We start from the raw sequence: 14,447 nt of genomic DNA, 5'->3' as shown, positions 1-14,447 counted from the left end.
TTGCACCCGTCTATTCGCTGCGGTTCTGTCCCGCCCGTGAATGGAATTCCGGGCTAGCCTTGCGAAGTCCGTTGAAACGGACTGAACCTCAAACCCTCTCTCAGTCCCTTGAGTGGACTTCGCACCGTTAGACCGTGATTTTCAATCACGGGCGGGTGAATGCCAGAAACGAGAGAGTTTTAGTTTAGGTGCAAGATCTCAGTTGAAACGGACTGAATATCTCAACTCCTCTTCCAGTCCCTTCAGTGGACTTCGCACCGTTAGACCGTGATTTTTAATCACGGGCGGGTGAAGGCAATGAACGATACGTTTCAAACACTCTCTTGAAACGATTGACCCCCGATCGCAAGCCAACCCCGCCCGATCGACACCCAACCGCCCGCGATCGACACCCAACCGCTCGCGATTGGGAGCCAATCGCCCGCCCTTGGCAACCAAACACCCGCGATCGATAACATGATGCAGATGATTGGTCGCCAAACCCTTGTGATCACTTATGGAACACCCGCGATCGGACGCGCATCAGTCGCAGTCTGCGCAAACCTACGACCCTGCATCCGACTTCTTGATGAAAACATCATCATTTTTTGCGGACTTTGCTGACTGAGATATAGCCTTGAATAAGCCAAGCTAGACCTATCCAAACCAAAACCCGATGCTGACAAAAGCCAACCGACAAGCTACCCGCTTGCTCACAGCCTTCAGCATCAGGATCGGGAAGTGATTTGTTGTTCAGGAACGCATCTTATGTCACGTCAAAAGAAAACGGCTCATGTCGCCGAAAAGTCAGAACATCGATTAGCTGGATTAAAAGCAATCAACCCCAATCTAGACTTGGGCGAAGGCTGTAATGTGATCGTCATTCAAGACACCATCGATCAACTGCGCGATCGGGTCAACATCTACAACGATGCCTTGGCAATGGTTGATTCGACGCAAATTGACATCCAGAACTTGGAGAAGCAGCTCACTCAGTTGAGCCAGAAAGCCCTGCTGGGGGTTGCTTTCAAGTACGGCAGGGATAGTGATCAGTACCGTTTAGCGGGTGGGACACCCACGAGTGAAGCGGTTCGTAAGGGAACGGCATCTCGCCTGAAAACAAAGCTGCAAGAGCACTCCATCTAGCAGAACTAATCCCTTCGCCGCATCGTTGACACCCTCGTTTAGACTCTGGCTTTGTGCAAAAGCCGGAGTTTTTTGTGAGCAAGTAGGGACAGCCGTGCGCCCTTATTTAATCTTTGGATTGAGGAAGCGAATTGCAGAACTGTCGATCGTCCCGATCGGCGTTAGGATTCGTCTCAAGATAGTCACGTAGCCAACTGCAACTTTCTTGAAGTAGAGAATTGAGATTCAGACCTGTCAAATTCCAGAGAATGACTCGACGATCGTCGCTAGAAGTGGCAAGGGTTTTGTCATCTGGACTAAAACTCAAGCCAAAAACGCCTTGCTCATAGCCCGTTAGAATGGCGATCGGGGTTCCGTCTCGCTTCCATAATCTGACGGTGCGATCGTCACTGGCAGAGGCGATCATTTGCCCATCATGACTAAAACTCACACCATTGACGAGATCACTGTGTCCTGTGAGCGTGTTGATGAGTGTACCGTCGCGTTTCCAGAGCTTCACCGTTTTGTCTTCGCTGGCAGAGGCAATCATTTGCCCATCGGGGCTAAAACTCACGCTTCTCACTGCGCTGCCGTGTCCTTGGAGCGTTTTGATCAACGTGCCATCCCGCTTCCACAATTTGACGGTTTTATCGGCACTTGCAGAAGCGATCATCTGACCATCGGGGCTAAACGTCACGCCGTACAGCACACCCTGATGTCCCTTCAGCGTTTTGATCAACGTGCCATCCCGCTTCCACAATTTGACGGTTCTATCTTTGCTACCAGAGGCTAGAGTCTGACCATCCGGGCTAAAGCTGACCTGGTTGACCAGATTGCGATGCCCTTCCAAGGTTTTTAGCAGCGTTCCATCCGGTTTCCATAACTTGACAGTTTTGTCGTAACCCGCAGAAGCAAGGGCTTGACCATCGGGGCTAAACGTCACCCAGTACACCGCACCATCGTGTCCTTTCAGGGTTCTGACTAAAGTGCCATCGGGTTTCCACAGTTTAATAGTGTTGTCATTGCTGGCAGAAGCAACCAGTTTGCCAGTGGGGCTAAAACTAACGCTGTTGGCTTCCGCACTATGCCCGACAAAAATCGTCATCAGGCTGTTTGCCCGTTGCCAGAGTTTAACGGTTTGGTCTTGTCCGGCAGAGGCGATCGTTTGTCCATCAGGACTAAAACTCACGCCATTTGCCTGACTGGTGTGTCCGACCAGGGTTGCCAGTAGTGTGCCATCGGGACTCCAAAGTTTGACAACTTTGTCTGCACCCGCCGAGGCAATCATCCGACCATCAGGACTAAAACTGACTCCATAAACGGCATCCTGATGTCCCTTCAGGGTCTTGAGTAACGTGCCGTCACGCTTCCAGAGTCTGACATTGTGATCCAAATCTGCCGAGGCAAGGGTTTGACCATCGGGGCTAAAGCTGACTCCACTTACGGCACGTCCCTGTCCCTGGATCGTCTTCAGGAGTGTCCCGTCCTGCTTCCAGAGTTTAATGGTTCCATCCAGGCTGGCAGAGGCGATCGTTCCATCTCGACTAAAGGTAACGTCAAAGACTGCATCCCGATGTCCTTTCAGTGTCTTTATCAAGCTGCCGTCCCGTTTCCACAGTTTGACCGTTTCGTCGTCACCACCAGAGGCGATCAGCGTACTATCAGGACTAAAACTCAGCGTCCTGGGTTTGTTTTGATGTTTAGCTAAGGTGATGAGAAAGGTTCCATCGCGTCTCCACAGCTTGATCGTTCCATCTAAGCTGGCAGAGGCGATCGTTTGCCCATCGGGACTAAATGCAACCGCATAAACGCCATCCCTATGTCCTTTCAGGGTATGCAGCAAGCTTCCATCGCGTTTCCAGAGTTTGACTGTGCGATCTCCGCTTGCCGTTGCGATCGTCTGCCCATCGGGGCTAAAACTGGCTTGGCGAATCCAGCCCGTGTGCCCTTCTAGACGGTTGTGTTCTCGAACGAAGTACACTGCTTTGCCCAGAGTTGACGTGACTTGGAGCCGCGTCTCTGGATCGAGCCAGGTGGCTGCTTGCAGTTGTCTTCCGGCATGTAGCCCCTGAATTAGCGCTTGGAACTCTTGTTTTAAGGTAAACAAAGCGTTTGAGGAAGCACTCAGCGCTTTAATTTCCTCAGTGACAGCCTCTTTGCGACTTGCCTCTGCACGGCGGTATTGCTGGAAGGTAATGAGTCCTAGAACGGAAGTCACGATGAGCGCTAAGGTGACACTCGCTAATATAGCTACCGCCACATAGGTTAGGACAGGGACATTTTTGGCAGCACGCGAAGCACACTACCAAAAATGTCCTAAGCAAAGTGGCGATGGCTATATCATCCTCTGACGGGAGGTCTCAGATAGGCGGCTGGCGGCTACAAATTCTCGTTGCAGTTGAGAAGGGCGAGGCTCTCGATCGCCGCTTTTCACCAGCCATTGCTCTACAGCTTCCAAACTCCTGCCGTGAAGGAGCAGACTTTGATCACGTCCATTGTTTTCCCAGTCTGCTGCTCGCAAAAGTAAGCGAGTATGCGCCTGGACGTACTCTAGATCGGTGTCTAGGGCTTGTAGAAGGGTGGTTAGGGAGCGATCGAAGTCATCTTTTTCTCGAAAAAAGATCCAGTTCAAGGACGCTAAAGCAGGATGGACTTGTTCCGCCTTCACCTCTCGACAGACGACGGGCAGCAGCCGTTTGTGGTGTTGAATGGCATAGTCAAGCTCGACCAGACACTCCTTTGACACGATCGAATCGGGACTGATCACAAACAGAAACGTGTGAGCGGTGAGAATACCCGTCCGAATTTCCCGTCGCCAGTCTGCACTGGGCGGAATATCTTGCCAATCGACCCAGGGCGATCGTTGATGATGTTGCAGAGCGTCACAAAGCGATCGCACTAATTCTTTGTCTCGGCGGCAGTAAGAAACAAAAATCTCTGGGTTTAGGTTGTTTGGGTTTAAGTCGGTAGTAGAAGGATTGAGGGCAGCCATGCAACCTGTAATGAAGGAACCGATGTGAAATGGACGGATTAACTTCGGTCATGTGAAGACTGGTCACTGCGAGTTTCAGCGTGACTAATCCACGCTTCACGCTCTAGTTCCGAGTAAGTTGTCTTTTAAGGTTTCGGTTTCGGTTTCGGTTCGATTGTCGTGTCACTTCCTACGGACTGCGCATCTAATACGGAGTCTTCTTCTTCTTCAATCCGGACATCTGAAGCGGTAACAAACCAAGTAGAATGCCCGTCAACAGGTGTAAGTCCAGACAGTGTAACGACAAAAAAGCCTGCGTCACGCTCATAGCTCGATAGAATAAACATCTCACCTGCTGAAACGTGATGTTTTTGATCATCCGGCAACTCTGTACTGGGTGATTTGCTGAGCGTGAGCCAGGTATCTTTAGCGATCGTCAACATGGCATATGTAGGCATAAGTCGGCACCCGTTTTTCAAAAAGTATGCGTGAACACTCTAGTAGTCGGTCAGGCTGACAAGATTGAAGCTAACCACTTAACCAGGTTCGAGGCTAAATACCTCTCAGCGATCGTTGATTACTGAAAATTCTACGATGATTTCTCAAATGACTGGACATTATTTATTTGCTACGTGCAATACGTTACATCTCAATGGTTTCTCTGCAACGCTCAAGCCTGCACTGGTCGTTAAATCGGGCGATCGTGTCCACGTCCAAGCGGTTTCTGACTCTCTATATAATGCAGATGACAAAGCACCCCAGAGTGGGTGTCGCTTGCCGAGAAACCTGTGAAAAATTGGGGGGCGTTACTGAATGCAGGTATGAAATGCCCTCCTCACGAAGTGGGGTAAGCCCTCGCCAACCCTTCTCCCTAGGGAGAAGGGAGCCAGAACTCCTGTCCCCTCTCCATTAGGGAGAGGGCTAGGGTGAGGGTGAAATCTGTGCTTCAGAGATCGATTCAGCAACGCCAAATTGGGGAGGTGAACAATCCTAAGGTTGAGGCGATCGGGCTGACTCGAATGCTGCAATATCTCAATAATCATTACGAAAGCCAGTAGTATTTATATTGCATAAATACACTCGAAACTATGGGATTCACTCTCGCGATCACGTCCGCTCTAGCGTTGTATCTAGCGTGGAATCTGGGCGCAAATGACGTTGCCAATTCAATGGGCACTTCCGTTGGCTCTAAGGCAGTCACCCTCAAACAGGCGCTGGTTATCGCAGGGATTCTAGAGTTTACTGGAGCCGTAGTATTTGGGCGAGAAGTCTCTGCAAAGTTGGCAACGGGCATCGTGAATCCGGCGCTGTTTGCCCAAGCTCCTCAGACGTTGTTAATCGGCATGATGTCTGTCTTGGTTGCGGCTGGAGTGTGGCTCAACATTGCGACGGTTTTTGGCTTTCCGGTGTCGTCATCTCATGCAACGGTTGGGGCGATCGCCGGATTTGCCTGTGTCGCGCTCAGTCCTAGTGCAGTAGACTGGTCAGCGATCGGACTCATCTCCCTCACCTGGATTGTGACCCCTCTGATCAGTGGCACGATCGCGGCTCTGTTCTACAGCCAAATCAAACGCTGGATTCTCGATCAGCCTGATCCGATCGCGCAACTTCAAGAATGGATTCCCTGGCTCAGTTCGGCGCTCATCGGGACTTTTGGGATAATTGTTTTGCCGACGGTGAGCCAACCGCTTCAGGAGTTGCTCTGCGATCGCTTCGGGCTAGAAATCCTCGCTTATGATCTGCCCCTGCTGATCGGGGGAAGTGGCACGATCGCGCTGACTTTTTTGAGTTGGCGACACCTGGAAAAAACAGAAGCCAGCCAAAATCCCGAACCTATAATCGCTCGGTTTCAGGTCATCAGCGCTTGCTTTGTGGCGTTTGCCCACGGGTCTAATGATGTCGGAAATGCGGTCGCACCTTTGGCAGCGATCGTCTCCATTCTTCAAACCAAAACGGTTCCTCTGCAAGACTTTCAAGTCCCCCTGTGGGTTTTGGTTTTGGGTGGAATGGGAATCGTTGCAGGATTGGCGGTTTTGGGAAAGAACGTGATTGCCACGATCGGAGAAGGAATCATCACCCTTCAACCCAGCGGCGGATTTTGTGCAGAACTGGCGACAGCAGCTACAATTTTGGTCGCGTCTCGATGGGGGTTACCCGTCTCAACTTCTCACGCGCTCGTCGGGGGCGTAGTCGGAGTCGGACTGATTCAGGGAGTCAAATCCATTCAATTTAAGACATTGCGATCGATTGGGTTAACCTGGTTTATTACCATTCCGATCGCAGCGGGGCTGAGTGCTACAGTCTTCACGATCGCTCAATTTCTAATCACAAGATATTCCGTGCAGATCTTGTGATTTATGGGGAACAATAGCAACCAGGCAAATAAAGTTTTTATGGATACTAAATGCCTTTCTGCGACCTACAGGTTAGAGGATTGAGATTCAAATGGGTGAGGACAAACGATCGACTTCGCAAGGCTCTGATGGAGCGAACCACTCAGAGAATGACGGTGCCAACCCAGAAAACCTCGATTGGGGTGCGCAAGATTTAACGAGTCTGCAGCGAGAAACTTCAGAGGAGTTGTCTCACGAGGTGACTCGGCTGCAAACCGAGAAGATGCAGATCACCCAAGACATTGCAAATCTGCAAGCTCGTCGTCACACCCTACAGACCGACTCAGCCTCACCCGCAGCCCAGCCCATTCCGTTAGAATTTCCTGCCGCTCCTTTGCCGCTAGAAGTCAATCCTCGTCCTCTCTCTCAGCTTCAGATAGGGCTGTGCTTAGTGCTGCTGTCTACTCTGGCGCTGTCTGTTCATAACGTCGTAGTTAAAATGATTATCGGCAGCCCGATCAGTTTGTTTGGGCTGTTTCCCTTTGGCGGATTTATTCAGCCTAATCTCGGCAACTCGCTGCTGATTTTGTGGACGAGAATGCTGATTGTGGTGCCCTTGATGGTGGCGATCGCTGGAATCCTCTATCCCCCCGTTTGGAAAGACATCAAAAAACTGGTGCTCGATCGCGATCGTCGAGCGTTGTTCAGCGTCATTGGCAGCGGTGGCTTTCTATTTTTGTCGCAGGTGCTAATCTATATTGCGATCGGGCAAATCGGTCCGGGACCTGCAGTCACGATTTTGTTTATGTATCCGCTCGTGACGGTGCCGTTGGCGTGGTGGCTGTTTGGCGATCGTCCGACTCGGCTGCGGCTAGCGGTGATGGTGACGATTTTAGTGGGCGTAATCATGGCGGCGCTGCCCAACTTAGCCAAATCTAGCGCGGTGTCTTCGGGCGGGGTGGTTGCCGCGAGTTTTGCCGGAATTGCCTTTGCGTTTTATCTGATTTTCATGCAGCTTGGCTTTCGCAAACTTCACCCCATTCCGGTAAGTGTGGTGCAGTTTGTTACGATTCTGTTTTTGTCGAGTCTGAGTCTGGCATTACCGTTGCAGCTAGGAGTCGCTGTCCTACCCGAAAAGCGGCTGGGGTTCTTTGTGGGTGGCGTAATCTTGGGTGCGTTAACCCTCGTCGGTTATTTGACCAACAACTTTGGGGTACGGCAGTTGGGTGCGGCTCGATCGTCGATCGTTGCCTCTAGCGGTCCAGTCATCACAGCAGTGCTAGCGGCGATTATTATTCACAGTCAATTGCAGCAAGTGCAGGTTTTTGGGATTTTGTTGGTGACGATCGGGGTGACTGCCCTCAGCTTTGAACGGATGCGCTTTGTCAAACCAGCAAGATAAAACCTACTCAATAGCTGTCACTAGAGAAGGTTATCTCGCCCTAATGATCGCTCAAACGTTCCACGCCGCCTCAAAAAAATCGCGCTCGCAAAGCATGGCATAGCGGTAGGTCGATTCAGCAGCAGGGGTGAGGGTGGCATAGCGATCGACCAACTCTTCCAAAGTCTGCACCAACGGTTCAAAATCGGCACTGCTATACGTCCGAATCCAGTCAGAATAGGGATGATCGGGAATACCGCCACGGGCAAGTTCTTGACCCAAAAAAGCATAGAGGCGCATACAAGGAGACATAGCGATCGCCGTTAATCCGATTTCTTGGCTCCAGGCAGTTGCAGTCAAAAAGTCTGTATAGCGGCGGGTTGCAGTTCCGGGTTCAACCTGCTTGAGGTCAACGCCCCACTTGGCTGCATAGCTTTGATGAAGCTGCAATTCTTCAAGCACACCGTTCACCAGACCCTGAAACGCTTCAAATCCTGACCAGTCGGGAGCCTTTGCAGCAGCAAGACTGTAGGCACGGGCAAAGGCTTCGAGAAAAAAGGCATCCTGTCCGACGTAGTAAGCAAACTTCGCTTTGGGCAAAGTGCCGTCGGCAATTCCTTGAACAAAAGCACCCTGAAGGGAAGCGATCGCGAGATCTTGATTAGCTTGCCAGAGGTCGATCGAGATCGTCATAGAGTTTTGTTTGATTACCAGAACGACAAAATTATCGCGCGATACAGTCCACAAACCCTAAAGTCGATAGTGACGATAGATATCACTCGCCGCCCGATGCAGCAGCGAATGTCGATATACCAGCGCATTCATATCGTCTGCGTAGCCGCCGCCAATCACACACGCCACGGGATATCCTAACGAGACACACGTGGTCAACACCTGCATTTCACGACGAAACAAGCCTGTGTCAGTGAGAGACAGTTTGCCCAACCGATCGCACATATGGGGATCAACCCCAGCATCATAAAACACCAGATCAGGCTTGACTTGAGAGAGCAAATCGGGCAAATAACTCGCCAGCGTTTGCAGATAGTCATCGTCTTCCATTCCTTGTGGAAGCGGCACATCTAAGTCGCTCTGCTGCTTGCTGCCGGGAAAATTTACCTCGCAGTGCATGGAAAACGTAAACACACTGGCATCGTCGCGAAAGATGAAGGCAGTACCATCGCCCTGATGCACATCTAAATCGACAATCAGAATTTTTTTGACTCGTGTGGTTTGCTGCAAATGACGAGCCGCGATCGCCAAATCGTTAAAGATGCAAAACCCCGACCCATAGCTCGGAAACGCATGATGAGTGCCGCCTGCCGTGTTACACGCCAACCCGTGCTGCAATGCCAACTCAGCCGTAAGAATCGTGCCGCCAACGGCTATGCAGGTGCGATTCACCAATTCAAAGCTCCAGGGCAGCCCAATGCGTCGTTGAGCCTTAGCATCTAGTACGCCATCACAATATGCCTGCACATAGTCAGACGTATGAACTAATTCAATCCACTTTTGAGGGGCGCGCTCTGGAGAAAAGAACTGGGATGCCACGGCTACTCCATCCGCCAACAGCATCTCGTAAAGTTTCTTGAACTTTACCATTGGGAACCGATGGTCGGGTGGCAACGGCGCAACATAGCCAGGGTGATAGATTAGCGGTAAATCCATTCAGTTATTCGTCTCAAAAGTGTCTTTAGTTTTGTAACTAAATATCATCAAATATTGCTGTTTGTAAGAATTTCTCAGAAGAAAATCTCTCATCCTTTAGACTGATCGGTAGTGTAAGTTTTGACAAGATACCCATGACCCATCTGGTTTTGCACGAGTATTTGCAACTTCTTTCCTACTTTGCAAGCGTTGCAGGTCTTTACATTTTATTTAACAGCAAAGACGAGAGTGATGATTCCGACAACACAAACCATGTGTTGTTCTCCATGAGCTTTTCTTACTGGCTAGTTCACTGCCTTTCACTAGCTGCCCAAAGTTGGATTTCGCCTGAGTGGGAGATTGCTACTTTGAGCCTGAAATTTACGGCTGTCTTTTCCTACCTACTGACGTTTTCTTGTGCCGTTAGTTTGCCGCTTCACCGGATTTCGATGCGATCGAAACAGACTGAATAATGCGATAAAAGTCGCGATCGCTCTTCATTTCTTCAACACCTGAGCGATCGCGGCTTCTAATAACTCTTGAGCAAGCGTTGTTAAGATAAAAACTTCTTGCACAGTCTTGCCCTGACGAGCAATCAGCTTAAACCCGCCGCGAATCGGCACTGACACCTTTAGCTTAAAGTGGGGTGAATGAGACCGGACAGACGCAATCACACCCGGAGTAATGGTCGTGATGCCATCGTGTTTGGTCAACTTCTCTAATCGGGAAATCAAGCCAGGAATGTGAGTGGAATGATTGAGCACTACCCTGCCGCTAGAATTTCCCATAGTGTACTTAGCCTAATCTCCTCTGAATTTTAGCGCTCATGCCGTCTCTAGGGGTGCCAGCGTTAACCCTTCCATGCCAAGCTGCATGTGATAAAGCTCTGCCTGCTCTAATTGACCGACCCACACCGTCGCCTGTCCATCAAAATGCACTTGATTGGTGAGTTTCCAGGCACGATCGCCCGTCATATTGGGAATATATTTGAGCAAACACTCTGACACATGCTCAAAGGTGTTGAAGTCATCGTTCAACACAATCACTTTATAGTTAGGGCTAGTCTTACGAACCGTCTGACTCGTCTTTTCGGGGGCGGCAACTGACGCGACAACCACTGCCTTAAACGGTGTTAAAAGGGTTCTATTCATCAGGCAATTTCCAAAGGCTTTACAAAATTGTTCACTAAATTTTAGATCATCCTCGCAGTAAATAAAGGGGATGAATGCTAACAGACGAAAAGAAACCTGGATCACTCTGACTGACCCAGGTTTTATTGAGGGCTTGAGCTTGCCTAAAGTCAGTCTAGAAGTTTGATTTACTTGCAGTAGACCAGGTTGCTGCCCGGAGCGTTCATAAATCCATTAGAAACCCAACCAGCCGTAGGCTTAGCAATTTGTACCCAGATGCGACCATCAGCAGCGGTCTGAGCCGTTGCAGGATTTGTGGTGACGAAAACTTGGCTGTTTAATTCTGCGCCGCCGACGATCGCCGACGTGGTGTTAGGTGCTTGACGAATCGCCAAGCCTAGAGGTTGAGTCACGCGACGGCACAGCCCTTTATCGCCAGGAGTCGGTGGCTGTACGCCAGTGCAGGCTCTGAGGTTAACCGCTTGCACATAGCCCTTATTCGGCGTACTGACCAGAATGAATCCGTTGGTGACTGCGTTTTCTGCTAGCGTCACTTTTTGAGCCGTCGCCAGCAGAGACACTGTGCCACTCGTGGACGATCGCTGAGTAAAAAGTGGGGTAGACACTTTTGCCTCGCGGCATTGACCCACCAGAGACGGGACGGCGGCTGGAGTTTGAGCAAACGCTGGGGTGGTCGCTCCGGTTATGGCAATTAGGGCGAGTCCGGCGATCGCGGGGTTCCATTGGTTCATCTGAATGCTAATCATTGATTAAACTCCTCACTCACATCAAAAAAGAATTTTCGCGTTTTGTTTCTGCATGAAATTATGCCACGCAAATACGCAAATCCTAAAGATGTGTTAGTTGAAATTTTGTGCAGACGTGATTACACCTTTGCGAATCATTCATAGTTCGATGCCGTGGCTCTTGCCAATCACCCAATGGCGACGAAAGAACCGTGCCAGCGTCGTCTCTTCTAAAGAGAGATGGATCGGTCTCCCATGCGGACAGGTGCGCGGGTGGCGAGTTTGCTGCCACTGATCGAGCAGCGTTTGCATTTCAGTCAGACTTAGCGGAGTTCCATTGCGAATAGCGCTGCGGCAAGCGGTGGCAACTTGGGCAGATTGCAGGTCTCCTCCTAAACTGAGTTCTGTCAAGGCTTCAGCACAGTCATCTCGTTGAGCAAGAAGCGCGGGGGCAGTCCGAATTGCCCAGATTTGCTCACCAAACGGTTCTACGTCTAGCCCTAATCGCTGGAGTTGTTCGAGTTGAGCCGTTGATAAGCGATTAAGAATAATCGCAGGTTCTAACGGAATTAGCTGCCAGCGATCGCACACCTGTTCGTAGAGCACTCGTTCATGAGCGATATGTTGCTCAACCAGCCACAGCCCTGCTGGATGCTCTGCCAGAATGTAGCGATTGTGAACTTGCGCGATCGCCCGCACCGATGACAGGGGAGCCGCATCCGATGAGAGCTGGATTTCTCGATCGACGTGATAGCCGCCTTCAGATTCAGCCGTTTTAAGCAGCTTGCCGACTCGCTCAGAATAGAGACTTTCAGAGAGTGACTCAGGCTTGAGGCGCAAGACTCGATCGATGGCTCCAACAATGTGGGTTTGCCAATGACTGAGATGATGTAAATAAATCTCGGCTTTTGCGGGGTGGCGGTTCCAGTCAATCTGAGCAGGCGGCACCTGAAGATGCAGCAAGCAGACGGGATGACGATCGCGCGGCAGGGTCTTCCGAAATGCCCCCAAAATTGTCTGTTCTAGCTCCGGCACCTCTACAAATCGACCGTTGATTGCCACTCGCACCCAATCGGGGCGATGACGATGACAGCGATCGGGCAAACCTGCCAGCACATAGAGCGATGAGGTCTCTCCCGATTCTGGTATAGGCACCTCGATCGTGGTTTCTTGCAAATCTCCAATCTGCACCCCTCGTAGAATCTGAGGCAAGATTTTTCGAGCAGTTTCGCCAGCCCACAGGTTGAACCACTCTCGATCGTTCTGCTGCACCTGCCAGGTAACGTGAGGGTGGCTCAGCGCAATCTGCTGAATCATCGCCTGCACTGCCCGAATCTGTTGAGCGATCGCGGGCAAACCTTGCCGACGGGCTGACCAGTTGCCAAAAAGCTGATCGACGGTAACGATCGTCCCAGGCGCGATCGCCGCCGTTTCGACCTGAGTAGCGGTTCCGTCCGCACGATAAGAGACTCGCCAACCTTGAGTTGCGGTGGCAGGGCGGCTGAGAATCTCGAACTGCGATAGCTGCGACAGGCTGTGAAGCGCCTCGCCCCGAAAACCAAGACTGCGAATATTCCAGAGGTCTTGACGATCGTGAATCTTGCTCGTTGTATGAGGTAGGGCGGCTTGCTTTAAAGCCTCTAAATCCATTCCTGCGCCGTTGTCAGCTACACGTATCCGCCACTGGTCAGCCCAGAGAGACACCGTGATGCGAGTCGCCCCCGCGTCGATCGAGTTCTCCACCAGTTCGCGCACGACGGCGGCTAGAGAGTCAATGACTTCTCCTGCCGCAATTAAGTGCACCACGTCGATCGGTAATGGTTGAATCGTAGACCCCATCTTTCTAGTGTATCGAAGGGATTGAATCAACGTAGCTGAGATTGTTGAACTGCGATCGACCCCTCCTAAAGAGGAATTTGAGTCTGCCTATTTAGACCTCATATCGGTCATCTTAACCAATAAATATTTGACACAGAATTACATTAGAGTTAACACTGAGAGGGTCATTTTTTGACGATCGTCCTAAAACCCTGAACAAGGTCAGTAGACTTTTAGGAAGTTTAGTTAAATCTAACCTCCGCCGTCATCAAATGCTTGTTAGAGGTTCATGGTCACTGATGATTTAACCTTCGGAGCTACCTACAATGTCTATCTCGATCAGCCCCCAACTTCAAGAAGATTTTCAACATCATGATGGGATTTTTTTTCCAAACGACTATGAGGCTTTGAGTGCTGTTGGACAAAAGCAGTTGTGGGACAAAATTGGGTCAACCTATTATCAAACTCACAAAGCTGAAGAACTCGGTGAGGCTGCTTTAAGAACGATTGACTATCAGCAAATCACCGGAAAAATTGGCGGTCTTTGGAATCGATTTCCTCACGATCGTCATTTTGAAACAATTCTTGAAATTGGCTGCGGCTATGGTAGAGCTTCGATCAATCTTTCAAAAGAAAAGACTCTCTCTTGCAGGCAATACTATGGAATTGATATTTCAGAACCTCTATTGAGGCGATTGATTTATTTCAAACAGACCTATGATTTCTATCCATCCGCAGAGTTTACTTTAATCTGCGACTCCGCAGAGACTTTGCCACTCAATGATAATTCAGTAGATTTAATTATTTCTAACGCGGTGTTGATGCACATTCAAACAGAAAAAGTCGAAAAGCTGCTGCTAGAAGCGGCTCGTGTCCTCAAACCTGGCGGAGCTTTTGTGTTGAATAACTCGTTCCATAATCGCAATTGTCCAGGTCACATTTTGCGAAATCTTTCTCGAAAAGTCTTTCCATTGGGGGCAAATTCGATCTACTTAAATCAGCAAACTTTAGATGAAGTAGAGTCGCTGCTCGATCGGGCGGAAATCGCGAAAAAATGCTCAAAATTTGTGGTTGAACCAAATCCACATTACGTCCTTTTGCCTGAAGAACTGGGTCGTTTTCAAGTGCCATTTGCAAGCGAAGTTAATCGCAGACTCAAGCCACCAGATGCTCAAAAATCAACTTTTGCCTATAGCTTTAATGCCTACAGTGCTGGAGTTGTGACATACTCCTACCCTGAATCAAAGATTACAGGGTAGGCTTCCAACAGCCCGATGAAGGGTATGCAGGATTTCCTTCGTGGTACTTTGATCCATA

16 protein-coding genes are annotated in these 14,447 nt (G+C 50.1%); 7 read left to right on the top strand and 9 right to left on the bottom strand.

Translation table 11 applies throughout. The features are described from left to right. Positions 1-323 precede the first annotated feature (323 nt). Both A8707_RS30395 and A8707_RS23895 read left to right on the top strand, forming a co-directional pair. On the top strand, positions 324-455 hold the full coding sequence (locus A8707_RS30395) for a hypothetical protein (RefSeq protein WP_269452762.1): 132 nt from the start codon (positions 324-326) through the stop codon (positions 453-455). A 292-nt stretch (positions 456-747) separates the two neighbouring features. Further along, positions 748-1,125 carry a hypothetical protein gene (locus A8707_RS23895; RefSeq protein WP_068819685.1) on the top strand — a complete coding sequence of 126 codons (378 nt, stop codon included), beginning with the start codon at positions 748-750 and terminating at the stop codon, positions 1,123-1,125. Between the two features lie 106 nt (positions 1,126-1,231). On the opposite strand, the gene A8707_RS23890 is transcribed toward A8707_RS23895, so the two are convergent. The 3 genes from A8707_RS23890 to A8707_RS23880 form a co-directional block, all read right to left on the bottom strand. After that, a complete protein-coding gene (locus A8707_RS23890) occupies positions 1,232-3,322 on the bottom strand; it encodes a WD40 repeat domain-containing protein (protein WP_068819684.1) in 2,091 nt (696 codons plus the stop codon). 117 nt (positions 3,323-3,439) lie between these two features. Then, on the bottom strand, positions 3,440-4,096 hold the full coding sequence (locus A8707_RS23885; protein WP_068819683.1) for a toll/interleukin-1 receptor domain-containing protein: 657 nt from the start codon (positions 4,094-4,096) through the stop codon (positions 3,440-3,442). A 125-nt stretch (positions 4,097-4,221) separates the two neighbouring features. Beyond that, positions 4,222-4,533: a hypothetical protein gene (locus A8707_RS23880; protein WP_156518844.1), complete on the bottom strand. Its 312-nt coding sequence runs from the start codon at positions 4,531-4,533 to the stop codon at positions 4,222-4,224. A 136-nt stretch (positions 4,534-4,669) separates the two neighbouring features. Here A8707_RS23880 and A8707_RS23875 point away from each other — a divergent pair, with 136 nt between their 5' ends. The 3 genes from A8707_RS23875 (at position 4,670) to A8707_RS23865 (ending at position 7,810) form a co-directional block, all read left to right on the top strand. Next, the gene (locus A8707_RS23875; RefSeq protein ID WP_068819681.1) at positions 4,670-4,867 is read left to right on the top strand and encodes a hypothetical protein; all 198 of its coding nucleotides are present in this window, start codon (positions 4,670-4,672) and stop codon (positions 4,865-4,867) included. 296 nt (positions 4,868-5,163) lie between these two features. Then, a complete protein-coding gene (locus A8707_RS23870) occupies positions 5,164-6,429 on the top strand; it encodes an inorganic phosphate transporter (RefSeq protein WP_068819680.1) in 1,266 nt (421 codons plus the stop codon). A gap of 91 nt (positions 6,430-6,520) precedes the next feature. After that, positions 6,521-7,810 (top strand): DMT family transporter, encoded by a 1,290-nt coding sequence (locus tag A8707_RS23865; protein WP_068819679.1) that lies wholly within the window; start codon positions 6,521-6,523, stop codon positions 7,808-7,810. Between the two features lie 51 nt (positions 7,811-7,861). Here the strand turns inward: A8707_RS23865 and A8707_RS23860 are convergent, their stop codons facing one another. Beyond that, positions 7,862-8,482 carry a TenA family protein gene (locus A8707_RS23860; RefSeq protein WP_068819678.1) on the bottom strand — a complete coding sequence of 207 codons (621 nt, stop codon included), beginning with the start codon at positions 8,480-8,482 and terminating at the stop codon, positions 7,862-7,864. 57 nt (positions 8,483-8,539) lie between these two features. Beyond that, positions 8,540-9,457: a histone deacetylase family protein gene (locus A8707_RS23855; protein WP_068819677.1), complete on the bottom strand. Its 918-nt coding sequence runs from the start codon at positions 9,455-9,457 to the stop codon at positions 8,540-8,542. Positions 9,458-9,591: 134 nt separating this feature from the next. Here A8707_RS23855 and A8707_RS23850 point away from each other — a divergent pair, with 134 nt between their 5' ends. Beyond that, the gene (locus tag A8707_RS23850; protein WP_068819676.1) at positions 9,592-9,909 is read left to right on the top strand and encodes a hypothetical protein; all 318 of its coding nucleotides are present in this window, start codon (positions 9,592-9,594) and stop codon (positions 9,907-9,909) included. 24 nt (positions 9,910-9,933) lie between these two features. On the opposite strand, the gene A8707_RS23845 is transcribed toward A8707_RS23850, so the two are convergent. The 4 genes from A8707_RS23845 to mutL all read right to left on the bottom strand — a co-directional run bounded on the left by A8707_RS23845 (position 9,934) and on the right by mutL (position 13,151). Continuing rightward, complete coding sequence (locus tag A8707_RS23845) at positions 9,934-10,224, bottom strand: DUF2103 domain-containing protein (protein WP_068819675.1); 291 nt, start codon at positions 10,222-10,224, stop codon at positions 9,934-9,936. A 36-nt stretch (positions 10,225-10,260) separates the two neighbouring features. Next, positions 10,261-10,587, bottom strand: a complete 327-nt coding sequence (gene clpS / locus A8707_RS23840) for an ATP-dependent Clp protease adapter ClpS (RefSeq protein ID WP_068819674.1) — start codon at positions 10,585-10,587, stop codon at positions 10,261-10,263. A 167-nt stretch (positions 10,588-10,754) separates the two neighbouring features. Further along, positions 10,755-11,333: an SH3 domain-containing protein gene (locus A8707_RS23835; RefSeq protein WP_068819673.1), complete on the bottom strand. Its 579-nt coding sequence runs from the start codon at positions 11,331-11,333 to the stop codon at positions 10,755-10,757. 138 nt (positions 11,334-11,471) lie between these two features. Next, positions 11,472-13,151, bottom strand: a complete 1,680-nt coding sequence (gene mutL / locus A8707_RS23830) for a DNA mismatch repair endonuclease MutL (protein WP_068819672.1) — start codon at positions 13,149-13,151, stop codon at positions 11,472-11,474. A 305-nt stretch (positions 13,152-13,456) separates the two neighbouring features. Between mutL and A8707_RS23825 the strand changes: the two genes are divergently transcribed. Continuing rightward, positions 13,457-14,389, top strand: coding sequence for a class I SAM-dependent methyltransferase (locus tag A8707_RS23825; RefSeq protein ID WP_068819671.1), 933 nt, complete (start codon positions 13,457-13,459; stop codon positions 14,387-14,389). Positions 14,390-14,447 lie beyond the last annotated feature (58 nt).

The organism is Phormidesmis priestleyi BC1401, assembly GCF_001650195.1.
Classification (GTDB): Bacteria; Cyanobacteriota; Cyanobacteriia; order Leptolyngbyales; family Leptolyngbyaceae; genus Phormidesmis_A; species Phormidesmis_A priestleyi_B.
Note: the sequence above shows the minus strand (reverse complement) of the source record. Positions and strands in the feature narration are given on the sequence as shown.

What these genes read in the sequence shown, in the direction of transcription:
- A8707_RS23860 (WP_068819678.1), bottom strand. Translation starts at nt 8,482, where the DNA reads ATGACGATCTCGATCGACCTCTGGCAAGCTAATCAAGATCTCGCGATC.
- A8707_RS23835 (WP_068819673.1), bottom strand. Translation starts at nt 11,333, where the DNA reads ATGATTAGCATTCAGATGAACCAATGGAACCCCGCGATCGCCGGACTC.
- A8707_RS23880 (WP_156518844.1), bottom strand. Translation starts at nt 4,533, where the DNA reads ATGCCTACATATGCCATGTTGACGATCGCTAAAGATACCTGGCTCACG.
- A8707_RS23850 (WP_068819676.1), top strand. Translation starts at nt 9,592, where the DNA reads ATGACCCATCTGGTTTTGCACGAGTATTTGCAACTTCTTTCCTACTTT.
- A8707_RS23845 (WP_068819675.1), bottom strand. Translation starts at nt 10,224, where the DNA reads ATGGGAAATTCTAGCGGCAGGGTAGTGCTCAATCATTCCACTCACATT.
- A8707_RS23865 (WP_068819679.1), top strand. Translation starts at nt 6,521, where the DNA reads ATGGGTGAGGACAAACGATCGACTTCGCAAGGCTCTGATGGAGCGAAC.
- A8707_RS23895 (WP_068819685.1), top strand. Translation starts at nt 748, where the DNA reads ATGTCACGTCAAAAGAAAACGGCTCATGTCGCCGAAAAGTCAGAACAT.
- A8707_RS23885 (WP_068819683.1), bottom strand. Translation starts at nt 4,096, where the DNA reads ATGGCTGCCCTCAATCCTTCTACTACCGACTTAAACCCAAACAACCTA.
- A8707_RS23825 (WP_068819671.1), top strand. Translation starts at nt 13,457, where the DNA reads ATGTCTATCTCGATCAGCCCCCAACTTCAAGAAGATTTTCAACATCAT.
- A8707_RS23855 (WP_068819677.1), bottom strand. Translation starts at nt 9,457, where the DNA reads ATGGATTTACCGCTAATCTATCACCCTGGCTATGTTGCGCCGTTGCCA.
- A8707_RS23870 (WP_068819680.1), top strand. Translation starts at nt 5,164, where the DNA reads ATGGGATTCACTCTCGCGATCACGTCCGCTCTAGCGTTGTATCTAGCG.
- clpS (WP_068819674.1), bottom strand. Translation starts at nt 10,587, where the DNA reads ATGAATAGAACCCTTTTAACACCGTTTAAGGCAGTGGTTGTCGCGTCA.
- A8707_RS23875 (WP_068819681.1), top strand. Translation starts at nt 4,670, where the DNA reads ATGATTTCTCAAATGACTGGACATTATTTATTTGCTACGTGCAATACG.
- mutL (WP_068819672.1), bottom strand. Translation starts at nt 13,151, where the DNA reads ATGGGGTCTACGATTCAACCATTACCGATCGACGTGGTGCACTTAATT.